Source organism: Neobittarella massiliensis (ex Bilen et al. 2018), from assembly GCF_900289145.1.
Lineage (GTDB): Bacteria > Bacillota > Clostridia > Oscillospirales > Ruminococcaceae > Neobittarella > Neobittarella massiliensis.
In genome coordinates this window covers 573,487-595,673 of record NZ_OKQO01000001.1, presented here as the reverse complement: position 1 = coordinate 595,673, position 22,187 = coordinate 573,487, and the positions used below count along the sequence as shown (strand labels likewise).

The window sequence follows — 22,187 nt, the reverse complement described above, 5'->3', positions numbered from 1 at the left end:
GCCAAAACCGGCGCGGTGACGGCCCCGTCGACGACCGCATCGGGGCGCTCAAGCTGGCGCGCCCCGGCCGCCCCGACCTGCTGCTCATACGCCTCACCGCCCACCCCAACGTGCTCACCTGGGAGAATCGGCGCATCTCGCCGGACTATTTTGGCGCTGTGCGGCGGCAGCTGGGGGCACAGCTGGGCGCCGAGGTTCTCGTCACCCAGGGGGCGGCCGGCAATATCCGCCCCGCTTTTCGCTGGCGCCGGGCAAACTATCTCGAGACCCACCCGCTGCAAAAAGCGGCGCTGGCGCGCACCCCACAGCTGATGCTGGAGATCGAGCGCGATTCGCTGGCGGCTCTGGAACAGATGGCTGCTGCGGTGGCCGCGGCGCTGGCGCCGGCAGTGACCGCGCTGCCGCTGCGCCCGCTGCAGGTGGTGCGCATGGTCTCGGACTGGCTCGACTGTACCTCGCCGGTGCCCGACCCCCAGCAGGAGCGCGCTATCGCCGACGAGGCCTGGACGATGGGCCAGGTGCCGGCCGCGGGCTGGCGCGCCGAGATCGCCCGGCTGCGCCGGTCGGGGGTCGCCGTGCAGCACACCCCGGTAGAACTGCAGTTTTTGCAGATAGACGGCGGCTGCCTGTGCGGCACCATCTGTGAGGCCATGTGTGAGCTGGCGCTGAAGGCAGCCGAGCTGGCCGATGATGAGCTGCTGTTTTTCGGCGGCTACACCGGCGGCTGCTCCGGCTACCTGCCCGACGCCGCCGAGTACGATCGCGGCGGATACGAGGTGCTGTGGTCTATGCTGCTGTACTACCCCTATCACGGGCGGGTCATGCCGCTGGACCGCGATACCGGCCACCGGCTGGCCGTCCGCGCCGCCGCCTGCTGGCGGGCGCTGAGAGCCGGCGGCCCGCTGCCGCCCCAGCCATCTACAGAGCCATCTGCCAACACCTGATACAAGCGGTCCCGGCAAGGCGCCCAGTGTGCTGCCGGGGCTATTTTTGTGCGCCGGTGTCTGCCGGATATCGGCATCGGCAGGTTGCCGGCAACCGGGTCGCGGGCTGTCCTCCATTGAGCCAAAAGCCGGCCCCCCCTCCCCGACCTCACAGAGGGGCGGCCGCCGGTCGCGCACAGCCCGGCGATCGGGGGCAAAAGTGGTGGCGCCATCGGCCGGGCTGTGGTAAAATAGGCGTACTTCATCTATGGCGCCCGAGCGGCGCTCAGGCGAGTAAAGGAGACGATATGACCGAGTGGGAAAAAGCCCAGAGCGGCTATCTGTACGACGCCAACCACGACGCCGAGATCATCGCGGCGCGGACCAAATGCGCAGACCTGTGCCACGCCTTTAACTGCTGCCGCCCCTCCGACACCCAGACGCAGGCCAAGCTGCTGCGTGAGATACTGGGGTCGGTCAAGGGGGAGCCGGTCGTCACCGCGCCTTTTTACTGCGATTACGGCTTTCACATCACCGTGGGGGAAAACTTTTACACCAATCACAACTGCACCATCCTGGACGGCGCGCCGGTCACCTTTGGCGACAACGTGTTCATCGGCCCCAACTGTGTATTCTCAACGGCCGGCCACGCCTTAGACGCCCAGCAGCGCAGCAGCGGGCTGGAGATCGCGCGGCCCATCACCGTGGGCAACAACGTGTGGTTTGGCGCCAACGTGGCCGTTTTGCCCGGGGTGTGTATCGGCGACGACACCGTCGTCGGGGCAGGCAGCGTGGTGAGCCGGGACCTGCCCTCGGGGGTGATCGCCGTGGGGAGCCCCTGCCGGGTGCTGCGGCCCATCACGCCGGCCGACCGGGAAAAATACCCGCTCTGGCAGCCACAGCGGTAGCAGCCCCATCTAAAATACGGTGTTTGGCAAATAGAGGCTACCGCCGGCCACAGCCAGATGTGGATAGCCGTACTAAACGGGCAGATCGTCGGAGATATTGCCATGATCAAAAGAGGAACAGACCGGGCACAGCTGCGCTGGTTTGGGGTGGACACACATGTGCAGGGTCAGGGGCTGGGCAGCAGACTGCTCAAAACAGCGATGGACTTTTGCCGTGAAAAGGGGTATACCCACATCTCGCTCGGCACACTCGATATCCTAAAGCCGGCCCGACACCTGTACGCAAAATTTGGTTTTCACAAGATAGAGAGCGAATTTTTTAACGAGTGGGCTGAAGGCCGGGATATCTATCACGAGCTCTGGGTGTGTGAGCGCCGGTAGCGGTCCCGGCTTGTAGAGCTCCGACTTTTCAGGGGGAGGTACCGAAGATGATCACCTACCAGGCGGACGACCGCGCGCTGTGTGCCGCGGATTTCATCTCTTTTGTAAACCAGGTCTGGCCCGGGGAGTACGACCTGCAGATGACCCGGGCGGCACTGCGCAAAACGATCAACCTGACCGCCCGCGACGGCGAGGCGCTGGTGGGCTGTCTGCGCATTTTATCAGACGGCTACTTTTTCGGGACCATCACCGAACTGCTCGTTCTGCCGGCCTACCAAAAGCGGGGCATCGGCAGCCGGCTGCTGCAGCTGGCCAAGGCGCACACGCCCACCATGCTCTACTTCGGCGCGCAGCCGCAGGCCGAGGCTTTTTACCAAAAAAACGGCTGCCAAAAAAGTCTGCAATCCTACGCCATACAAAAGCGGGAATAGCCGGGCAATCCTCTCTCCCGGCATCGGTCTCTGCCGGCCCGCTCAAAAGCCGGCAGGGCGGCAGCAGCCGCACCGGGCGTTCCTACCCGCCCGGCCCATCCCGGCGGGATGGGGGCCCCGCACGTTCTACACTCAAAAAAGCGGCACCGCTCAGGGTCTCCCCTGTGCAGTACCGCTCATTTTCTTTTTATCGGCCGCCCGCTGCCGGCTCAACCCCCTGCGCCACCGGTCGGCACAGCCAGCTGCGCACCCCGGCGTCACACAGCTGCCGCAGCGCCAGCTGGGCCAGGCCCCGCCGCTCGAACAGGCCGAACACCGCCGCCCCGCTGCCGGTCATACAGGCGGCGTCGGCGCCCAGGTAGAGCAGCCTCCTGCGAGTCTCCTCAATGGCAGGCGGCAGCCAGTCGCCGGCCATAGCGTTGCCCAGCGACCGGCACAGCTGCTGGTAGCTGCCCCGGCGCACCGCCGCCGCACAGCGTCCGGTATCCGGCCGCTGCGGGTCGCGCGCCGCGTCAAAGGCGGCAAAGGCAGAGCCGGTGGGCACGTCCACCTGCGGCTTGGCGATGAGGATGTAGCACGCCGGCATGGCCGGCAGTTGCTCGATCTGCTCGCCGATGCCGCCCACCCGGGCGGTGCCGCCGCCCACCATAAAGGGGATATCTGCCCCCACCCCGGCGCCGATACGCCGCAGCGCCTCGACGCCCAGATGGGTGCCGCACAGCGTATCCAGCGCCACCAGCACCGCCGCCCCGTCGCCGCTGCCGCCGCCCAGGCCGGCCTGCGACGGCACGTGTTTTTCGATCTCGATGCGACAGCCCACCGGCTGGCCGGTGGCGGCGAAAAAGGCCGCCGCCGCCCGGTGGGCGATGTTGCGCCCGTCCAGCGGCATAGCGGTCTCGTCGCCGGCCAGCGTGATGCTGTCTCCGGTGCGCTCTACCGCTACCTCGTCGAAGAGCGAGACCGACTGCATCACCATGTCCATCAGGTGATAGCCGTCCTCCCGCCGGCCCACGATATCCAGGGCCAGGTTTATCTTGGCGTAAGCGCGCAAACGCAGGGTCTTGTCCATCGCTCTCTCCTCCTAGTGCCATCAGTGCCGTCAGTGCCGTGTGAGCAGGTTTTTCGAGACCGAGATGGCCGACACCGGGCACATCTCGTGGCAGCAGTAGCAGCGGATACAGTCTTTGCGGCCGATCACCGCCACTTCTTTGCCCCGCCCCCTGCTGCTGGGCACCAGCCGGATGGTCTGGGGCGGGCAGCTCTCGGCGCATTTGCCGCAGCCGATACAGCGCCGTACATCGACCTTGGGACGGGGGGCAAACAGCGCCGGCAGCACCTTGCCGGCCACCGGCCGCAAAAAGCCCGGCAGCCGGCCGGTAAAGTCTACCGATGCCGACCGGGGCAGTTTCAGCTGCCGGTCACACAGCAGCTGCGGCTGGCCCACCACCTCGATGTCATCGCCGCACAGCCCCCGCGCGGCGGCCAGGCGCACCGTGGGCACCTGCTCGGGCGCAAACCCGGCCAGCCGGCACAGCGCCACATCCACCGCAAAGGGGCTCGCGCCGGCCAGCAGCAGGCCCAGCTGCCGCTTGTCTCCGCTGGAGGGGCCGTCCCCCTCCATGGTCTCGATGGCGTCTACCACCACCAGGTGCGGCGTCACCGTCTGGCAGAGGTCCACCAGCATCCCCGCAAAGTCCTCCACCTGGGGGTAGCGGTAGTGCATCCGCGGCTTGAGCAGCCCGGGTATGCTGCCAAACATGTTTTTCACCGCCCCCGACAAGGTGGTCATACAGTGGGTCTTGAGCTTGCAGATGTCCACGATGTAGTCGCAGCCGCTGTCTTTTTCCCGCGGGCACAGCGGCTCTATCACCGTAAAGCTGCCCACCGGGCCGCTGCCGGCGCTCTTTATCTCCCGCGAGCCGAGGTCGAGGTTGAGCACCGCGCCAGTCTCGGCGGCCACCCGCTCCATGCCGCTGGCCCGGTAGATGGCCATAAGCGCCTGTTTCGTATAGGGGCCGCCGGGGCTGTCGGCGATGGTGATGTGGCGCACGCCCTGCTGTTTTAACCAGCATATCACCGCGTACACCACCTCCGGGTGGGTGGTGGTGGCCGCGTCCGGTGCGCGTTTCATCAGCAAGTTGGGCTTTACGGTCACCCGGCTGTGGGGCCCCAGCCGCCCGTCGCGCGGCAACAGGCCAAGCAGCCGCTCCACCGTCTCACCTACCGCCGCCCGCTCGTACTGCGGGCAGGGCAGCACCGCCACCGTGTCTCTCTTGTCCATAGGGCCTCCCTCTACCTCTTCTGCTACACAAACAAAGCCGGTGCCACCGCACCGGCCTGCCGGGCCTATCCCCCGCCGGGCTCAGCCCAGTTCGCGGATGAATTCACCGATCTTTTCCACTGCTTTTTTCAGGTGCTTGATCGAGTAGCAATAGCTCACCCGCAAGTACCCCTCACCGCAGGCGCCAAAGGCGTCGCCCGGCACCACGGCGATCTTTTTGGCCTGCAGCAGCTGCTCGCAAAACGCGGCCGAGCTCAGGCCGGTAGACTTGATGCAGGGGAACACGTAAAACGCCCCCCGGGGCGAAAAGCAGTCGAGCCCCATCTTGTTAAAGGCGTCGACGATGAAGCGGCGGCGAGCGTCGTACTCGTCGCGCATGGCCTCGATCTCCTCATCGCAGTTGTTGATGGCCTCGATGGCCGCGTACTGGCTGGTGGTGGGGGCGCACATGATGGCGAACTGGTGGATCTTTTTGATCTGGGCGACAATGGGCGCCGGCGCGCACACATAGCCCAGCCGCCAGCCGGTCATGGCGTAGGATTTGGAAAAGCCGCCCACCAGCAGGGTGCGCTCCCACATATCGTCGAGCTGGGCGATGGAGGTGTGCTTGACGCCGCCGTAGGTCAGCTCGGCATAGATCTCGTCCGAGAGCACGCAGATATCGGTCCCCCGCAGCACCTGGGCGATCTCCTCCAGATCCTCGCGGCGCATGATGGCCCCGGTGGGGTTGTTGGGAAACGGCAAAATGAGCAGCTTGGTCTTGCTCGTGATCTTCTCTTTTAAGTCCTTGGCCGTCAGGCGAAACTCGTCCTCCACCTTGGTCTCGATGATCACCGGCACCCCGCCGCACAGCTGCACGATGGGCTCGTAGCAGACAAAGCTGGGCTGGGGGATGATGACCTCGTCGCCGGGGTTCACCAGCGCCCGCACGCCGATGTCGATGGCCTCCGACCCGCCCACCGTGACGAGGATCTCGTCTTTGGGCGCGTAGGAGAGCGAAAAGCGGCGCTGCAGGTAGCGGGAGATGCCCTCCCTGAGCTCCATCAGGCCGTTGTTGGCGGTGTAGTAGGTGCGCCCCTGCTCCAGCGAGCGGATGCCGGCCTGCCGCACCGAGTAGGGGGTGTCGAAGTCCGGCTCCCCCACCCCCAGGCTGATGACCCCCTCCATCTCGCTGGCCAGGTCAAAAAATTTGCGGATGCCCGAGGGCTTTACCATCTTCACCTTGTCCGAGAGTATCTGGTCGTAGCTTATCACAGGTTCGTCAGTCCCCTCTCGTCGATTTTCTCGGTGCTAAAGAGGACGTTCTCCTCCTTGTATTTCTTGAGCACGAAATGGGTCTTGGTGCCGGTGACCCCCTCGATGGTCGAGAGCTTGCGGGCCACCATCATGGCGATGTCCTGAAAGGTCTTGCCCACCACCTTGACCGACAGGTCGTACCCGCCGCTCATCAGGTAGAGCGACTCCACCTCTTTCATCTGGGCGATCTTGTTTGCCACGTAGTCAAAGCCGCAGTCTTTGCGGGGGGTCACTTTTAAGTCGATCAGCGCTTCCACATGGTCCTCGCCGGTCTTCTCAAAATCCAGGATCGCCCGGTAGCCCATAATGACGCCCTGATCCTCTAGCTCGCGAAGACGCGCGGCCACGGCCGCCTCCTCTTCCCCCAGTAAAATGGCCAGTTGGGCCGGTTCCATCGCGCCCTCTTTGCGCAGCAGCCGCAAAAGTTTGTCCATGCAAAACGCTCCTTTCAACTCTGTATTTTTTGTTTTTGCCGGCCACCGGGCCCACGGCTCCGGGCCGCCGGTTCTTACCATTATAAACAAAAGTAAAGTCATATACAAGTGTCCACTGCTGCCAGCTGCCGCCAACTGCCGCCCGCCGCTGCCCACTGTGCCGGGGGCGCCGCCCGCCGCACGCCAGACGGCGCCGTCTCCGCCAAGCTGTGGTACCGGTCCGGCTGTTTGGGGCGGGGTTTTATGCAAATCGCCATATTCTGGCAAGCAGGGGCAAAAACGCGGTTTTTCTTTCAGTGCGCTGTGAAAATATGCTATAATAAACTATCTGTAGCGCAGGGCAGCTGCGGCCGTTGTGGCCGGTATCGGCTGGCCCCCCGCGCAGCGCCGCCGCGCTTTGGCCCGGCGGCGATATCAAGATGTCAGGAGGACCTTGTACCGTGCAAAACAATGTCCGTATCTGTGCTCTGTCAGCCCCCATCGACCAGTCGGATCTGGGGCTGGGCGCACAGCAGGCGGCAGAGCGCATCGCCGAGCTGGCGCAGCAGCACTGCCCCGATTTGATCTTTTTGCCCCACCACAGCTTTACCGGCGGCAGTTTGGGCTCTGTCTTCCAAAACGGTCTCATCGCCGAGCAGGGCCAGCAGCTGCTGCCCTACCTGCTGTCTAAGACCGCCATGATCAAAAGCGCCGTGCTCTTTACCCTGCCCGACGGCGGCGGCGAGAGCTGCTACATCTGCCAGGCGGGGCAGCTGCTGGGCCAATTTCGCGCCGATAGCGCGGCGGGCCTGTTCACCTTTACGCTGGCCGGCAGCCGGGCGGCGGTGCTGTTTTGCGACCCCGCTCAGCTGGTGCGCCACGCCGGCGATATCGCCCGCAGCGGCGCCCAGATCCTGCTGCTGCCCGCCTGCCAGCCCTGTATCCTGGGCTACAGCGACCGGGTGCTGCGCCAGATAAAAGAGGTCTCGGCGGCGCTGGGCATCTGTGTCGCGCTGTGTCAGGGCGGGCTGGGCGGCTCGTCGTCCCCCTGGGTGTTCGAGCCCCAGACGGCGGTGTTTGAGAGCGGCCAGCTGCTCGACTTTGGCCGCGAGATCGACGGCCCACCGGTGAGCTGTGTCGATATCGACCTCGATATACTGGCCGCCGGCAGCGCCCCCGCCGCGTTCGAGGCCGCCTGCCACACCCAGCCGGTAGAGGGGCAGCGCACGCTGATGCGCCCCTTGCGCCAAAACCCCTACATCCTGCGCCCCGAGCAGCTCGACGAGCTGTTTGCGCTGCAGGTCAAGAGCCTGGCGGTGCGCATGGAGAACACCGGCATCAAAAACCTGGTCATCGCCGTCTCCGGCGGGTTGGATTCTACTCTGGCGCTGCTGGTGTGCGCCGGCGCCTGCGACCGGCTGGGGCTGGGCCACGAGCACATCACCGCCATCACCATGCCCGGTTTTGGCACCACCGGCCGCACCTACCAAAACGCCAAGGCGCTGATTTCGGCCCTGGGCTGTGCGCTGCGCGAGATCCCCATCAAAGACAGCGTGCAGGTGCACTTCACCGCCATCGGCCACGACGGGCAGAAAAAAGATGTCACCTACGAAAACGCCCAGGCCCGCGAGCGCACCCAGATCGCGCTGGACATCGCCAACACTGTCGGTGGTTTCGTGGTGGGCACCGGCGATCTGTCCGAGGCGGCGCTGGGCTTTTGCACCTTTGGCGGCGATGCGCTGGCCAACTTCAATGTCAACATCTGCCTGCCCAAAACGGTGGTGCGGCAGGTGGCCGGCCGGGTAAAAGACCGCTTTTACGGCGCCGGCGAAGTGGTGCAGGACATTTTAGACACCCCCGTCAGCCCCGAACTGCTGCCCCCCGACGAGACCGGCGAGGCCAGCCAGAAGACCGAGGAGATATTGGGCGAGTACGACCTGCTCGACTTTATCCTCTACTACCACTTAAAGTACGGCATGCACCCGCAAAAACTGTACTATTACGCCTGTGTGGCCTTTTCGCAAAACTACAGCGCCGACTACATCAAAGAAAAGCTGCAGCTCTTCTACCGGCGCTTTTTCGCCAGCCAGTTTAAGCGCGCCGCCGCGCCCGAGAGCGCCATCCTCACCGAGGTGTGCCTGCACACGCTGCAGTTTCAAATGCCCGGCGACATGAGCGCCAAGCTGTTTTTACACGCGGTAGAGGAACTTTAGCACCCGCTGCCGCCCCGCCTTATCCATTATAAAACAGATAGGAAAATAGGAGGAAACATACTGTGAACGCTGTCATCTCTGTAATCGGTAAAGACACGGTGGGCATTCTGGCCGCCGTCAGCGGGCTGTGCGCCCAGGTAAACGCCAACGTGCAAGACGTGACCCAGTCGGTGCTGGGGGGGTACTTCGCCATGATCATGGTGGTGGATATCTCCAAATGCAACGTAGACCTGTCTGACCTGCGCACCCAGCTGACCGCCCTGGGGCAGGATCGGAACCTGCAGATCCACCTGATGCACGAGGATATCTTCAACTCGATGCACCGCATATAGGGAGGGCCGACCATGCTGAGTACGAGCGAGATACTAGAGACCATACAGATGATCCAGCAGGAGAACCTGGACATCCGCACCATCACCATGGGCATCTCCCTGCTGGACTGCGCCGACACCGATATCGACCGCGCCTGCGAAAAGATCTACCAGAAGATCACCACCCGCGCCAAAGACCTGGTAAAAGTCGGCCAGCAGATCGAGGACAAGTACGGCATCCCCATCGTCAACAAGCGCATCTCTGTCACCCCCATCTCCCACGTGTTGGCGGTGTCCGGCGGCGACCCGGTCAAATATGCCCTCACGCTGGAGCGGGCGGCCGGCACGGTGGGCGTCAACTTTTTGGGCGGCTTCTCGGCGCTGGTGCAAAAGGGCTTCGCCCCCGGCGACATGGAGCTGATAGAGGCCATCCCCGAGGCTCTGCGCCAGACCGAGCACATCTGCGCCTCGGTCAATGTGGGCTCCACCCGCACCGGTATCAATATGGACGCGGTGAAGATGATGGGCGAGATCGTCAAAAAGAGCGCCGAAGTCACCGCCGACAAAAACTGTATCGGCCCGGCCAAACTGGTGGTGTTTTGCAACGCGGTGGAGGACAACCCCTTTATGGCCGGCGCCTTCCACGGCGTGGGCGAGCCCGACTGCGTCATCAACGTGGGCGTATCCGGCCCCGGGGTGGTGCGGGCGGCCCTGGCCAAAATGCAGGGCGGCGACCTCACCGACGTGGCCGATCTCATCAAAAAGACCGCCTTTAAGATCACCCGCATGGGCCAGCTGGTGGGGGCCGAGGCGGCAGAAGCGCTGGGCGTTCCCTTCGGCATCGTCGACCTGTCGCTGGCACCCACTCCGGCCATCGGCGACAGCGTGGCCCACATCTTAGAGGAGATCGGTCTCGAGCAGTGCGGCACCCACGGCACTACCGCCGCGCTGGCCATGCTCAACGATGCGGTGAAAAAGGGCGGCGTCATGGCTTCCTCCAATGTGGGCGGGCTCTCCGGCGCCTTTATCCCGGTATCGGAAGACGCCGGCATGATCGCCGCGGCCAAGGCCGGCACCCTAACGCTGGAAAAGCTGGAAGCTATGACCGCCGTGTGCTCGGTGGGGCTTGATATGATCGTGGTGCCCGGCGATATCACCCCGGCCACCATCAGCGCCATCATCGCCGACGAGGCGGCCATCGGCATGGTCAACTCCAAGACCACCGCCGTGCGCATCATCCCCGCCATCGGCAAAAAGGTGGGCGAGGAGCTGGAATTTGGCGGCCTGCTTGGCAGCGGCCCGGTCATGCCGGTGGGCAGTAAATCGGCCGAGAAGATGATCGCCCGCGGCGGCCGTATCCCCGCCCCGCTGCAGAGCTTAAAAAACTGATCACTCTCCAAAACTGTTTTGGCCGCCCCATAGCGGCCGAGTCCCAAAGCAAAAAGCCTCTGCCGGTATGGCAGACAGTAAAAAACGGCAAAAGCGAGGTCTCCCTGAGATAGGGATACCTCGCTTTTTTGTCACCTCGCCAACTTTTCGGGCGCGCCATCCGTTTGGGCGATCTCCCCCGCGCATATCTCTACATCTCATTTTCGCCGATACAGGTCGGCACCGATCAAACTGCTCCTTCAGGTCGGCGGTGATGCGCTATACCGGATATGAAAATAATTTCCGGCGTTTGTCACAGCAGTACAGAAGGCATAAATTATGTATTTGATATAGATGGCAAGCGGTTAAAACCCGCCAACACTTTGTGAACAAAGGCTTTACAGACATCGAAACTGATAGGACAAGGTGTTTATGGCTTTTCTTACGAAAACACCTTCTATCTGCGTAACATTTTCTATAAATAGTTGTCCTTTCCCTTCCATTCCTTGGTGAAAAATTTCGTAGCAAGCATAGAAAAAGGGTATCCTTTCCATAGAAATCACTATCTCGTATGCGACGGTAAAAGTGATTTTTGCTTACTGGGAATACCCCAAACCATCGTGCAAATTACAATTTGTCTGTGGCTTGTATCTGCACGGTATTTACCGTGTTTCCGTGTTTCTGAATAAGTTTCATTAAGTCTTTTGCTTTAAGCCAAACTGTTGCCGTATTATCATTTGGGTGAACACCTATCAAACCCGAATCATCCATAAAGTCATTATCTAAAAATAGTGTCACCTTACATTCGGAATCATTCAACAACCCAAGAGGCGTTACTGCTCCAGGTATCAATCCCATAATATCCATTAAATCATCAGCCGATGCAAAAGATAATGCTCTTGTGTTGTTGCTTTTACGAAACTCTTTCAAATCTACTCGCTTATCTCCTTTAACGGTAATAAGATAATAATTTCTTTTCTTATCATCACGGACAAAGAGATTTTTCGCATCATATTCTGGATAAGGTATCTCAATATTTGATAGTTCAGCCATATTATAAACTGCTTCGTGTTCTGTTATCTCATGCCAAATATTTTCTTGTCTTAAATAATCGTATATTTGTTGCTTATTCATCAATCCATCCTGCCTGCCGATCAAAATTTATATGCTTGCATTATATCACCTGTATTTTGACTTTTCTATAATTTTCGGCTGACAAGTTCGTCTGCCCCTGCTTATATGGTAACCAAGAGGATAAAAGCAACGAGTGCTTTCGCCCCCGCATAGTGCGATATTTTTTACAGCTGCCCCTATCGTTTTATATCTCTATAAGAAATCTGAGCACCATTTGGGCATCAAAGCGTCAAAATTATTACTTTTATAAGTGTCCTAATAGATGAAAAATCATGTAATTGCAGGAGTTTTCACAGTTCAAGGCTTTTGGTCAGCATAAAAACTAATACTATTTTTCTTATTTTTGTGTAGCATTTTAAAACTCTCACCGGTGTTATCAGTAGAAGGGGGGGTACATGTATGGAACAGCGATCATTGCGTACGAATGATTGCACTGAAAAAGTAATTAAGCAGTATTCCGATATGGTATATCGACTTGCTTTTGCTCGAACAGGAACAAAGCACGATGCCGATGATGTCTTTCAAGAAGTCTTTTTCCGCTATGTGAAAAAGAGACCGGTTTTTAGAGATGAAGAACATCGAAAAGCATGGCTCATACGAGTGACGATAAATTGTTCCAACAGTTTTTGGAGTTCCCTGTGGAATAAAAACACACATGAGCTCTGCGATGAGATCGTATTTGAAACCAGAGAAAGCATCGATCTCCACACCGAACTGAATCGATTGCCACCAAAATATCGTGAAGTCGTCCATCTATTCTATTACGAAAATATGCCACTTAAAAAAATCAGTGCTATTCTGCATCGCAAAAATTCGACCGTGAGAACGCAGCTCACCAGAGCAAGAGCTATGTTAAAAAAATTCATGAAGGAGGAAGATTATGTTTAGAGAGCAGTATCGTCAACTCAACGAGCAGGTGCGCCCCGATAAAAGTTTACTGCAGAGCACGATCCGTGAGGCTAAAAAAATAGAGCAAAGATCTCACCATACACTTTATGCGATCCGCAAACCAGTAGTAGCACTGGTTTCGGCCTGTCTGTGTCTGTCACTTGCAATGCCAGCTTTAGCTGCAGCGGTAGAACCGGTATATGAACTCATGTATGCTGTCTCCCCGACTATCGCACAGTTTTTTATGCCTGTCCAAAGATCAGACGAGGACAGCGGTATAAAAATGGAAGTGGTGTCAGCCTATATACATGGTCATGTGGCAGAGATCTACATAACCATGCAAGACCGAACAGGAGACCGCATCGATGCGACCACAGATTTATTTGATAGCTATTCCATAAACTGTCCATTCGACAGCTCCGCACATTGTGAGCGTATCGGGTATGATGACCGCACAAAAACAGCAACATTTTTAATTACTATTGAGGGAGCGGAAAACAGAGACATTACGGGTGACAAGATCACCTTTACAGTAAAGGAATTTTTGAGTCACAAACAAGTATATGATGAGATCAAAATCCCTGTATCTCTCTCATCTGTTACCGCCGCACAAGCCACTCAAAACGTCTCAAATATCACCGGAAGTGGCAAAGTGGATTGCGGGCAATTTGATGAAGAAGACCCCGCCGCCCTGATCCCGTCTTCGCCCATGAAAGAATTTCCTGTAGATGGCATTGATCTAACAGGTATTGGCTACATTGAGGGAAAACTTCATATTCAAACAGCGGTTGTCGACAATCTGAACAAAGGCAATTATGGGTCCTTTTATTTAAAAGACAGTACTGGCGATCAAATAGATTGCAACTACAGTTTCAATTTTGTCGATCACGACGATAGAGGCGAGCGGATCGACTATTACAACTATGTTTTCGATATCCCGCAAAGTGAAATTTCAAAGTACACGTTACATGGTGACTTTATAACTTCTAATAGGATGACAAAAGGAAACTGGAGGGTAACCTTTCCTCTGACCCGACAGAGTAACTGAGCACTGAACTGGGCACTGTAAAAAGCAATATGCGCCTACAAGAGCGGCCAGGCATGACCGAGCGGTCTCCACAAGCAGGCCACCCCACAAACTCCAACAGTTCGCGGGGTGGCTGTATGCTGTATTTAGGTATAAGTAAAATCCGTCCTTACCCATCGGCTATCCTCTGCACTCGGTCCCACAGCCGAATACGCCCAAAAACATCCTTTTTCAAATGCCCCTGTTGGACAGGTGCTATACGGAAAGCCGCTTTTCACACCTGTACACTCAAGTCTCAAATCGTCACCTGTTTTTCCACCGCCGGCAGCAGCGGTATGCCCGGCAGAGCGCCCCTACCCTCTATCTCCGGGGCCGCGGGCAAACACAGGTAGGCAGAACTGGCACCTCCCCTCCTCGACCAGCGCGATCGGGTACCGCTCCAAGATCGGCCGGCTCCCATCGAGCCGTTCCCCCACAGCCGCCGCGGCAGTGCCGACCTGCCCCCAAAACTGCCCCACCGCAGCGGCGGTATGCGCAATTTCACAGACCAAGTATCGCCCCGCCGGCAAAGTGCCGCGGCGCACCGCCACATCCGCCAGTTCCCGCCGGGTGACATAGCACACGTCGTAGCGGCATTTTTTCGGTGGGACAACGGCGGGGTCGTCCCGGGCCACAGCATACAGCACCCCGCCCGCACACCAGAGCCCGCGGTCGTGCAGCCACGCCTTCATGGCCTGCATAAGCGCCCGGTTCTCCTCCCCGTAGGGGCCGGTACGGCGCATGTACACCACCGGCTGGGCGGGCAGCTCCTCTATAAATGTCTTCATATCTGCACTCCTTTTCACATGGGATAAGCTGAGACTACCACCCTATAAAATGTTTTGCAAACACATTTTTAAAACCCGTTTTAGCCCGTCGGCTGGCCGGTAGGCGGTCGGTTTGCCGCCGGTATTGCCCGCCGTGCCGGCAGTTCCCCTCTATCCGCCCGGCATCTCCGGCACAGCGCACCGTTCGGGCCTGCTGCCTTGTGCCGGTGCGATCCGCCCCGCGGCGGGTCAGGGCGACATACAGCGCTCCTGCCGTCCGCTCTTTTTAAAGGCCTTATCCGGTAAGTCCCGCCTGTCCCCTATGTGGCTTTGTGCGCTCTGCTGCTGCGGCCGCCGCACCTACCGCGCACCAGCTTTTTCATCCGTTTTTTCCCACTGCTCTGCCGGCGGCGAGCTGTACAGAAAAAAGTGCATCTCCTCCCGGCGGCCACCCATGTCAAAAATGTGGTCCTGCCGGGCGTATCGCCGCATACCTTGGTGCTCGTAAAAGCCGTAGTTGCAGCTGGTGTCGGTAAACAGGTAAAACCGCTGCACGTCCTCCCGGCTCATGTATGTCCGCAGCGCGTCAAACAGCTTTTGTCCCACGCCCAGGCCGCGGCAGTCTTCCCGCACGGCAAAAAACGACAGCTCGCCCTGAAACATCGCCCGCCGCGGGGCCAGCAACTGCCGGTCGATGCTGTCCACACTGCGAAAGATGCGCGACACCGCGCGCCCCTCCCGGCTTGCCAGCAGCCGCAGAATTGCCGCTGCCTGCCCCGCCGCTTCGCGCAGCCGCCAGCGGTACGACCGGTCGCTGCGCCCCATGATCACCCCCACCGGCACGCCGTCCACCGCCGCCACCCGCACAAAGGTCTGGTTTTTTAGGCAGCTGCGCAAAAACACCGCTGCCAGCTGCCGGGCAGTGTCGGGGCCGGCCAGGTCGTCGTAGTGCCAGGCGCGGCGGATGATATCTTCTATGGCGCCCAGATCACTTTTTTGCAGCGCCCGCAGTATTACTTCTTGTCGCATGGTATCGCTCCTTTTCTGTTGCCCCTTTCTGGGGTATACTAGGAGCATAAAGTATACAGTAGCTGTAAAGTCAAGGAGAATTTTCATGAAAAAATATCCGGTGCGGCTGACGACCGCTCAATTTGCCGACCTGCACGGTCTCTGCCGCCGCACACTGCATTACTACGACCAGATCGGCCTGTTCTCCCCCAGCTATAAGGGGGAGAACGGCTACCGCTACTACGACGCCCAGCAGACCATCGAGCTGGGACACATCCGCATGCTCAAAGAGCTGGGCGTACAGCTGAGCGAGATCAGGACCTACCGTCAGCACCCCAGCGCCGACGCCTTTTTACAGATGGCCGACGCCCGCCTGCAGCAGATCGATGAGGAGCTCAAAAAGCTGCGCCGCGCCAAAAAGATCTTACAGCAGAAAAAAGAGATGCTCCACACCTGCCGCCGGGTACAGAGCGGCCAGGTCGAGCTGGTCCAGTGCCCCGCCACCTATCTGCTCACCGCCCCCATGCCCGGTGACGACTCCCACCAGGCGGCCGCCATCCTGGGGCAGCTGTGGCAGGCCGACGAGTATCAGACCGGGTTCGGCAGCTATATCAGCGCCGACAAGGTATACCGAGGCGATTTTTCGGTCTACGACGGGCTGTTCGTGCCGGTGCCCGCCAGCTGTCGCAGCAGTCGGCGGCTGGTGCTGCCCGCCGGCGACTACCTCTGCGGCTACTGGGTGGGCGACTGGGATGGCCTGCCGCGTCTCTACGATAAGATGTTGCAGTTTTCCCGGGAAAACCACCTCAAGCTGACAGGATACGCCTGTGAACTGGGCCTCAACGAGCTGGCCATCGCCGATATGAGCCAGTATGTCACCCGGGTCACCGTCGCGGTGGCGCCGTCCTAGCTGCCCACTGCCGCGCCCCTGGGCCCGACCGCTCTCGGTCGGGCCCTTTTTGTTCCCCCGGCCATGAACTCTTGTCCCCAGCGGCCCTGTTTGCCCGCGCTGCTGCCCCGTTATTGCCGCGCGCGTTGCCGGCCCATACACTATCTATCACCGTCCGGCGGCAAGGCCCCACCCAGCCGCCGTCTGTCGCCCGCGCCGCGCGGTCTCCCACACCCGCCTTCATCCCCCCAACACCTCCCCAACACCCCCATCAGCAGCCCTGTACCCGCCCTCTTTTTCCCCGCTACGGCGCCTAATGCCCGCTGTCCTGCTTGTGCCCTCAACGACGCTGTAAAGTGCTCCCCCCTCCCCTGACCACCCGCGCCGCCGCGAGCGGTACCCGCCATACCGCCCCGCACCCCGGCGCCGCCGAAACGCCGCTTACCGCCCACCGGCGGTGCCGACCCGCGCGCTCCCATGCAAAATAAGTGCGGCGTTCACCCGCCCATCACCTGCTATACAAAATGCGGTCAACTGGCCGGGCTATGCTCTTTGTATCGACTATACAAGGAGGAACCCCCGTCTATGTATATTTTTCATAACGCCATGCGCAACATCACCCGCTACAAGGGGCGCAGCATCCTCATCGGCATCATCACCGGGGTCATCGCCGTGGCCTGCTGTATCGCCCTGTGCATCCGGCAGGCCGCCGTCACCGCCAAAGAGGACGGCCTGGCCGACCTCGCCATCACCGCCCAGATCAGCGTCGATCGTCAGGGCATGATGGAGAGGAGCCAGCAGTCCGGGGAAGATATGCGCCAGGCGCTCTCCGGTGCACAGGATCTATCCTTAGAGCAGCTCGAGCTGTACGCCACCGCCGAATGTGTGCAGCGCTTCACCTATACCATCTCCAGCTCGCTCTCGGCCGCGGGTGAGCTGGAGCCGTTCTCCACCGACAGCGCCGCCCAACAGTCCGGCAGCGGGCAGGACGGCGATATGCCCGGCGGGATGGGCGGCCGCAGCCAGATGGGGGTCCAGGGCGACTTCACCGTCTCCGGCTACACCGACGCCGGCGATATCTCCGGCTATCAGCAAGGCACGCTGGCGCTCACCAGCGGCCAGCTGCCCGACTTTAGCGCCGGCGACAACAGCTGTCTCATCTCCAGCGAGCTGGCCACCCTCAACGGCTTGGCCGTGGGCGATACCATCACGCTCAAAAACCCCAGCGCCGACAGCGAGACCTATGCGCTCACCGTGACCGGCATCTACCAAAACAGCAGCAGCGACAGCGGCCAGATGGGCCCCATGTTCTCCACCGCGTCCGACCCGGCCAACCAGATCATCACCTCCTTTGCCACGCTGCAGCAGATCTGTACCGACTCCGCGAGCCGGGCCACCACCTCTACCGACGCCGACACCGGCATCACCTCCACCTCCGCCCTGCGCAGCCAAACTGCCGGCACCTACTACTTTGCCGACGTCGCCCACTACGAGCAGTTCGAGGAGCAGGCCCGGGCTCTGGGCCTGCCGGACGACTACACTGTGCAGTCGTCCGATATCAGCCGCTTTGAGCAGAGCCTGACCCCGCTGGAAAACCTCTCTAACTTTGCCGGCTGGTTTTTGCTGGTGGTGCTGGCCATCGGCGCCGTCATTCTGGTGGTGTTCGGCATCTTCACCATCCGCGAGCGCAAATACGAGGTGGGGGTGCTCACCGCCATCGGCATGAAAAAGAGCAAGGTGGCGCTGCAGTTCGTGCTGGAGATGTTCTGCGTCACCGTGGCCAGCTTCATCATCGGCACCGGTATCGGCGCCGTCGCCTCGGTGCCGGTGGGCAACGCGCTGCTCTCGGCCCAGCAGAGCAGTACCAGCCAGAGCATACAGCAGCCCGGTGATATGGGCGGCCGCGGCGCGGACAAAAACACAGCGGCCGCCAGCGGCGATATGCCCGGCGGGGCGCCCGGCGGCTTTGGCGGCATGGTACAGGGGGCCGCCGACTACGTCGATCAGGTAAACGCCTCGCTCGACCTGCAGGTACTGCTGCAGCTGTTGGGGCTGGGCATAGCCCTCTCGATCGTCTCGTCGGCGGTGGGCGTCGTGTTCATCATGCGCTACGAGCCGCTACAGATACTGGCCGACCGCTAGTCACCGCCCCCGCCGGGGCACTACTCTACCGCGAAAGGAGGCGCGCCGCCACATCTGCGGCGGCGCGATACGACATATGAGCATACTACAACTCGATCAGGTGGGCTACAGCTATACCGGTACCCGGCAGCGGGTGCAGGTGCTGCGCGATATCAGCTACCAGTTCTCTCCCGGGTCGGTCTACGGGATCGTCGGCCGCTCCGGCGCCGGCAAGACCACGCTGCTGTCGCTGCTGTCGGGGCTCACTCTGCCCACCAGCGGGCGGGTGCTGTTTGATGGGCGCGACCTGGCCGCCTGCGACCGCTACCGCTATCGCAGCCGCGATGTGGGGGTGGTGTTTCAGAGCTTCAACCTGCTGCCCAGCCTCACCGCCACCGAAAATATCGTGCTCTCGATGCACATCTCCGGCAAACAGTACCGCGACTACCGCGGCCACGCCCTAAAGCTGCTGCAAAAGGTGGGCATCGAGCGCGAAAAAGCCGACCGCCGGGTGCTGCACCTCTCGGGCGGCGAGCAGCAGCGGGTAGCCATCGCCCGGGCGCTCTCTTACGATCCGGCCGTCATTTTGGCCGACGAGCCCACCGGCAATCTGGACGAGACAACGCAGGATCAGGTCATGGCCATCCTCACCCAGCTGGCCCACCGCGAAAATAAGTGCGTCATCATCGTCACTCACTCCCCCGCCGTGGCCCGCCAGGTAGATATGCTGTATAAGCTGGCGCCGCTGCAATAGGCCCTCCAACATCCGCCCTCCACCGGCCACCAGTTATCCACTGCCAGCCCCGCACTCCTCCCCGTGCCCGTGCCGGCAGGTATCTGCCGACAGCCGTACCGCCTGTAGCTTACCCCAGTGGTGGCAGACGGCCGCCCCGCCCCTTGTCGCTGGCGTCTGCTCGCACGCGGTCAGCACAAAGTCTGCACACGGTCAGCACACAGTCTGTACGCGGTCCATTTTATACGAAAAAAAGAGGCGGATATCCGCCTCTTTTTGCTCTTTCACCATCATTTTATCGGGTATCTACACCCGCTGACGCCGTTTAACGGCCCCGGCCGCCAACAGGCACAGCGCCACCGAGCCGCCCACCAGCAGCTGCACCAGCGGGGCGCTGCCGTCGCCGGTCTCGGGGCTGTCGCCGCCGGTCAGTGCGTGGTCGGCATACAGCACTGCGTACAGGCTAAAGTGGTCCGCCGTGATGACCAGGTGGCCGTCTTTTACCGCGCAGGGTACCTGCACCAGTTGCCCGTCTTCGTCTATGCGGTACACCAGGTAGTGATAGGCAACCGCCTCTTCAGCCAGCGGGATCTTTAAGGCGGTGCTGCCCGTCGGCTGGATCTTGCTGCCGTTTAGGTCAAACGAGAGATCCACCAGGGCCAGCTTGGCGTCCAGATCCCTGCTCATCGCCAGCATCCGCTCGTAATCCGGCCCCTGCTGCACCGCACGCAGCTGGGCCTTGGTCCCCATCGGCACGTTGGCCTCTATATACATGTACATGATCTCGCTGTCCGCCATCAGTGTCTGCTGCACCGGCTCGGTGCTGGGCGCCGGGTCAGGCTGCGGCTGGGGGTCAGGCTGCGGCTGGGGATCGGGTTGTGGCTGCGGGTCCGGGTCCGGCGTGGGGTCCGGGTCGGGAACTTCGCCGGCGATCAGCACAAACTTGTGCGGCGCTACAATATAGATAGCGGCCTTTTGCGCCACGATCGAACCCTCCGGTGCGTAAACGGTCACCGCCGGCTGGTCGGTCACCGTCTGCGGCATAAAAATTTTCATCGCCATATTGGTCACGTAGATATCGGTCACCGCGCTGCCTTTCAGCGCCTCCGGCATGATCACCTCTGTCTTGTCCGGCAGCCGCAGCTCGGTCCCGGGCTTTTTAGCCGGGTAGCGCAGCAGTATCGAACTCTCGCCGCCACTTTTTCTGTACAGTACGCCGTCCACATCGAGATAGCAGGCATTGCCTTTATCCACATGAATGGCTTTTAGGCTGCTGCAGCCGTCAAAGTAACCGTTTTTATCATTCTCCGAGGTCTCTATGTACTCTATCCCGGCGGGAATGGTCACTTCCTCCAGGTAGCAGGCGCCGGTAAAGGCTCTCTCGTAGATGCTCGTAACGGTCTGTGGTATCGCAAAGCTCTTATCGGCCTTTTTAGGCGGGTAATAAACCAGCTGTTCTGGCTTTGTCTCGTCATCGTGGCCACTCAGGTACAGCACGCCGTCGATGCTCAGGTACAGGCTGCTACCCTCCTGTACCTCTATGCTCTGCAGGTTGTTCGAGATGGTGCGGATCCCCTCATCAAAGCCGGTACCGCCCTGCCGGTTGAGCGTCAACGCGGTCACCTGGTCGTTGGGCGTGGCAAAGTTTATATGCGTCACCCTTTTTTCGCCCAGTTTCTCCGGTATTACCAGATGGGTCTCGCTGCCGGTATATCCCACCAGCGTGACTACGGCATCACTTTTTTCCACATACTGAAAGTCGCCCTCGGTCTTTACCTCCTGGGCCGGCGGCGTCGGCTCCTCGGCATAAGCCGGTACCGCCGCGGCAAACGCGCTCGCCAGCAGCACCGCTGCGGTGAGCCCGGCCAGTAGTCTGGTCTTGATACTTTTCATCTTCCTGCTCCTCTACTGTCGATTTTGCGCGCGGCAGCGCCGCCGCGCAGGTCTCTGCTCTCCCGCCGGGCCACCGTCAAACAGTAAAGAGCGGGTATTTTTTTGATCGCTGTAAAAAACAGGTCTGCCCCAAGCAGACCTGTTTTCGGCATAAAGGCTGCACACACAGCCGCCAAGCCAAGAGAGCTCTATACATTCGAGTATAGCACCTTCTACCACGGCATTCAATGATCGCCGTCATATTTTAGATATCCCGCCACAAGCAGACAGCACTTTTTGTGACAAATTCACTCTGCAACACAGCCGGCGGCCGACAGTCCTCTAAAGCGAGGCCAGCTGCCGACGCAGTTTTCGCACCCGCAGCGCGTTAAAAATAAATATCGGCAGGCCCGCCAAAAGGGACAGCGGCACCGCGATCACGGTCCATATCGCCACAATGAGCAGCAGCGTTTCCGACGCCTGGTGGGATGCAAACAGCTCCAGCACCACTGCGATGATAAAAAGCAGAGCCGGCAGCGCCAGTGCAGTCGCCAGCGCAATCAGGCTTATCTGGCAGCGGCGCAGCGCCCGGCGGTGCTCCTCCCCCACCTGCTGGCGGGTAGGGGCCGCCGGCGCCGTGTAGATCTGTACCGGCGACGGGGCATAGGTATATCGCTCGGGCACGTAGGCGGTCTCTGCCGGCTCTGGGGGGCGCCGCTCGATCGGCCGCCTTCTCACCGGCTCCTCTCGAAACAGCTCATCTCTGTACGACTCCTGCCTAAATGGCTCCTCTCTGGCCGCCTGCCGTCTTACCGGCTGTCGTTTACACGGCTGCCAGTTGCCGCAAAAATCGCAGCGCAGCACCTCCTCCCGGCCATCATAACGCATCACCGCCCCGCATCGCGTGCACACCGTGTCTTCCATCCCGGTCCCTCCTTCGGCTCTCTTCCTCATAAAAAAGCGGCAGCGCACCAGGCAGAAAAATGCCTGCAAGATCCGCAAAAGCGCCGATTACACCGCCCATCTTCTGCCAAAACTTCCATTTAAAAAAAGTATACTTCTATACCCATTCATTTGCAATCAGTTTTTTATGGCTCTACAAGGCCAATACAGCCCGTCCCCTTTAAAATATCTGTACAGTTTTTTTACCGTTTCGTTATGGAATACGCCCAAAAAAGGCCGGT

At 60.3% G+C, this 22,187-nt stretch carries 20 protein-coding genes and 1 pseudogene; 12 read left to right on the top strand and 9 right to left on the bottom strand.

Annotation, left to right across the window (positions count from 1 at the left end; all coding sequences use genetic code 11):
* The 4 genes and pseudogenes from C6Y32_RS15230 to C6Y32_RS02795 form a co-directional block, all read left to right on the top strand.
* Nucleotides 1–944 (top strand): annotated as a pseudogene (locus C6Y32_RS15230) (hypothetical protein); the annotation flags it as partial.
* A gap of 287 nt (nt 945–1,231) precedes the next feature.
* A complete protein-coding gene (locus C6Y32_RS02805) occupies nt 1,232–1,831 on the top strand; it encodes a sugar O-acetyltransferase (protein ID WP_105203637.1) in 600 nt (199 codons plus the stop codon).
* 30 nt (nt 1,832–1,861) lie between these two features.
* Nucleotides 1,862–2,212 carry a GNAT family N-acetyltransferase gene (locus C6Y32_RS02800; protein WP_279386201.1) on the top strand — a complete coding sequence of 117 codons (351 nt, stop codon included), beginning with the start codon at nt 1,862–1,864 and terminating at the stop codon, nt 2,210–2,212.
* A 47-nt stretch (nt 2,213–2,259) separates the two neighbouring features.
* A complete protein-coding gene (locus C6Y32_RS02795; protein ID WP_370738798.1) occupies nt 2,260–2,643 on the top strand; it encodes a GNAT family N-acetyltransferase in 384 nt (127 codons plus the stop codon).
* Nucleotides 2,644–2,830: 187 nt separating this feature from the next.
* On the opposite strand, the gene ispE is transcribed toward C6Y32_RS02795, so the two are convergent.
* From ispE to C6Y32_RS02775, 4 genes are all read right to left on the bottom strand, one after another.
* Nucleotides 2,831–3,712 (bottom strand): 4-(cytidine 5'-diphospho)-2-C-methyl-D-erythritol kinase, encoded by an 882-nt coding sequence (gene ispE / locus C6Y32_RS02790; protein ID WP_105203635.1) that lies wholly within the window; start codon nt 3,710–3,712, stop codon nt 2,831–2,833.
* Nucleotides 3,713–3,742: 30 nt separating this feature from the next.
* Entirely contained in the window at nt 3,743–4,924 is a 1,182-nt protein-coding gene (locus C6Y32_RS02785) for a DUF362 domain-containing protein (RefSeq protein ID WP_105203634.1), read from the bottom strand.
* Between the two features lie 81 nt (nt 4,925–5,005).
* On the bottom strand, nt 5,006–6,139 hold the full coding sequence (locus tag C6Y32_RS02780; protein ID WP_207721501.1) for an aminotransferase class I/II-fold pyridoxal phosphate-dependent enzyme: 1,134 nt from the start codon (nt 6,137–6,139) through the stop codon (nt 5,006–5,008).
* 35 nt (nt 6,140–6,174) lie between these two features.
* Nucleotides 6,175–6,654: an Lrp/AsnC family transcriptional regulator gene (locus C6Y32_RS02775; RefSeq protein WP_164998104.1), complete on the bottom strand. Its 480-nt coding sequence runs from the start codon at nt 6,652–6,654 to the stop codon at nt 6,175–6,177.
* Nucleotides 6,655–7,094: 440 nt separating this feature from the next.
* On the opposite strand from C6Y32_RS02775, the gene nadE reads away from it, so the two are divergent.
* From nadE to C6Y32_RS02760, 3 genes are all read left to right on the top strand, one after another.
* Entirely contained in the window at nt 7,095–8,846 is a 1,752-nt protein-coding gene (nadE, locus tag C6Y32_RS02770; RefSeq protein ID WP_164998103.1) for an NAD(+) synthase, read from the top strand.
* 62 nt (nt 8,847–8,908) lie between these two features.
* Complete coding sequence (locus C6Y32_RS02765; protein ID WP_105203631.1) at nt 8,909–9,178, top strand: ACT domain-containing protein; 270 nt, start codon at nt 8,909–8,911, stop codon at nt 9,176–9,178.
* A gap of 12 nt (nt 9,179–9,190) precedes the next feature.
* Entirely contained in the window at nt 9,191–10,546 is a 1,356-nt protein-coding gene (locus C6Y32_RS02760) for a PFL family protein (protein ID WP_105203630.1), read from the top strand.
* Nucleotides 10,547–11,152: 606 nt separating this feature from the next.
* On the opposite strand, the gene C6Y32_RS02755 is transcribed toward C6Y32_RS02760, so the two are convergent.
* Nucleotides 11,153–11,659, bottom strand: a complete 507-nt coding sequence (locus C6Y32_RS02755; protein WP_105203629.1) for a prolyl-tRNA synthetase associated domain-containing protein — start codon at nt 11,657–11,659, stop codon at nt 11,153–11,155.
* Between the two features lie 399 nt (nt 11,660–12,058).
* Here C6Y32_RS02755 and C6Y32_RS02750 point away from each other — a divergent pair, with 399 nt between their 5' ends.
* The gene (locus tag C6Y32_RS02750) at nt 12,059–12,547 is read left to right on the top strand and encodes an RNA polymerase sigma factor (protein ID WP_105203628.1); all 489 of its coding nucleotides are present in this window, start codon (nt 12,059–12,061) and stop codon (nt 12,545–12,547) included.
* Complete coding sequence (locus C6Y32_RS02745) at nt 12,540–13,595, top strand: hypothetical protein (RefSeq protein WP_105203627.1); 1,056 nt, start codon at nt 12,540–12,542, stop codon at nt 13,593–13,595. The genes C6Y32_RS02750 and C6Y32_RS02745 overlap by 8 nt, the downstream gene beginning before the upstream one ends.
* A 332-nt stretch (nt 13,596–13,927) precedes the next feature.
* On the opposite strand, the gene C6Y32_RS02740 is transcribed toward C6Y32_RS02745, so the two are convergent.
* Both C6Y32_RS02740 and C6Y32_RS02735 read right to left on the bottom strand, forming a co-directional pair.
* Nucleotides 13,928–14,401, bottom strand: coding sequence for an AraC family transcriptional regulator (locus tag C6Y32_RS02740; RefSeq protein ID WP_105203626.1), 474 nt, complete (start codon nt 14,399–14,401; stop codon nt 13,928–13,930).
* A 339-nt stretch (nt 14,402–14,740) separates the two neighbouring features.
* Nucleotides 14,741–15,409: a GNAT family N-acetyltransferase gene (locus C6Y32_RS02735; RefSeq protein WP_105203625.1), complete on the bottom strand. Its 669-nt coding sequence runs from the start codon at nt 15,407–15,409 to the stop codon at nt 14,741–14,743.
* Between the two features lie 85 nt (nt 15,410–15,494).
* Between C6Y32_RS02735 and C6Y32_RS02730 the strand changes: the two genes are divergently transcribed.
* From C6Y32_RS02730 to C6Y32_RS02720, 3 genes are all read left to right on the top strand, one after another.
* Nucleotides 15,495–16,298 carry a MerR family transcriptional regulator gene (locus tag C6Y32_RS02730; RefSeq protein WP_164998102.1) on the top strand — a complete coding sequence of 268 codons (804 nt, stop codon included), beginning with the start codon at nt 15,495–15,497 and terminating at the stop codon, nt 16,296–16,298.
* 564 nt (nt 16,299–16,862) lie between these two features.
* Nucleotides 16,863–18,419, top strand: a complete 1,557-nt coding sequence (locus C6Y32_RS02725) for an ABC transporter permease (protein ID WP_164998101.1) — start codon at nt 16,863–16,865, stop codon at nt 18,417–18,419.
* A 76-nt stretch (nt 18,420–18,495) separates the two neighbouring features.
* On the top strand, nt 18,496–19,152 hold the full coding sequence (locus C6Y32_RS02720; RefSeq protein ID WP_105203622.1) for an ABC transporter ATP-binding protein: 657 nt from the start codon (nt 18,496–18,498) through the stop codon (nt 19,150–19,152).
* Nucleotides 19,153–19,437: 285 nt separating this feature from the next.
* On the opposite strand, the gene C6Y32_RS15495 is transcribed toward C6Y32_RS02720, so the two are convergent.
* Together C6Y32_RS15495 and C6Y32_RS02710 are read right to left on the bottom strand one after the other, a co-directional pair.
* The gene (locus C6Y32_RS15495) at nt 19,438–21,024 is read right to left on the bottom strand and encodes a leucine-rich repeat domain-containing protein (protein WP_207204798.1); all 1,587 of its coding nucleotides are present in this window, start codon (nt 21,022–21,024) and stop codon (nt 19,438–19,440) included.
* 321 nt (nt 21,025–21,345) lie between these two features.
* Nucleotides 21,346–21,927 carry a TFIIB-type zinc ribbon-containing protein gene (locus C6Y32_RS02710; protein ID WP_105203621.1) on the bottom strand — a complete coding sequence of 194 codons (582 nt, stop codon included), beginning with the start codon at nt 21,925–21,927 and terminating at the stop codon, nt 21,346–21,348.
* Between the last annotated feature and the right edge of the window lie 260 nt (nt 21,928–22,187).

Bases quoted from the DNA above. Each gene is read 5' to 3' on its own strand.
- C6Y32_RS02805 (WP_105203637.1), top strand. From the start codon at position 1,232: ATGACCGAGTGGGAAAAAGCCCAGAGCGGCTATCTGTACGACGCCAAC.
- C6Y32_RS02795 (WP_370738798.1), top strand. From the start codon at position 2,260: ATGATCACCTACCAGGCGGACGACCGCGCGCTGTGTGCCGCGGATTTC.
- ispE (WP_105203635.1), bottom strand. From the start codon at position 3,712: ATGGACAAGACCCTGCGTTTGCGCGCTTACGCCAAGATAAACCTGGCC.
- C6Y32_RS02785 (WP_105203634.1), bottom strand. From the start codon at position 4,924: ATGGACAAGAGAGACACGGTGGCGGTGCTGCCCTGCCCGCAGTACGAG.
- C6Y32_RS02780 (WP_207721501.1), bottom strand. From the start codon at position 6,139: ATGGTAAAGCCCTCGGGCATCCGCAAATTTTTTGACCTGGCCAGCGAG.
- C6Y32_RS02775 (WP_164998104.1), bottom strand. From the start codon at position 6,654: ATGGACAAACTTTTGCGGCTGCTGCGCAAAGAGGGCGCGATGGAACCG.
- C6Y32_RS02760 (WP_105203630.1), top strand. From the start codon at position 9,191: ATGCTGAGTACGAGCGAGATACTAGAGACCATACAGATGATCCAGCAG.
- C6Y32_RS02755 (WP_105203629.1), bottom strand. From the start codon at position 11,659: ATGAATAAGCAACAAATATACGATTATTTAAGACAAGAAAATATTTGG.
- C6Y32_RS02750 (WP_105203628.1), top strand. From the start codon at position 12,059: ATGGAACAGCGATCATTGCGTACGAATGATTGCACTGAAAAAGTAATT.
- C6Y32_RS02745 (WP_105203627.1), top strand. From the start codon at position 12,540: ATGTTTAGAGAGCAGTATCGTCAACTCAACGAGCAGGTGCGCCCCGAT.
- C6Y32_RS02740 (WP_105203626.1), bottom strand. From the start codon at position 14,401: ATGAAGACATTTATAGAGGAGCTGCCCGCCCAGCCGGTGGTGTACATG.
- C6Y32_RS02735 (WP_105203625.1), bottom strand. From the start codon at position 15,409: ATGCGACAAGAAGTAATACTGCGGGCGCTGCAAAAAAGTGATCTGGGC.
- C6Y32_RS02730 (WP_164998102.1), top strand. From the start codon at position 15,495: ATGAAAAAATATCCGGTGCGGCTGACGACCGCTCAATTTGCCGACCTG.
- C6Y32_RS02725 (WP_164998101.1), top strand. From the start codon at position 16,863: ATGTATATTTTTCATAACGCCATGCGCAACATCACCCGCTACAAGGGG.
- C6Y32_RS02720 (WP_105203622.1), top strand. From the start codon at position 18,496: ATGAGCATACTACAACTCGATCAGGTGGGCTACAGCTATACCGGTACC.
- C6Y32_RS15495 (WP_207204798.1), bottom strand. From the start codon at position 21,024: ATGAAAAGTATCAAGACCAGACTACTGGCCGGGCTCACCGCAGCGGTG.
- C6Y32_RS02710 (WP_105203621.1), bottom strand. From the start codon at position 21,927: ATGGAAGACACGGTGTGCACGCGATGCGGGGCGGTGATGCGTTATGAT.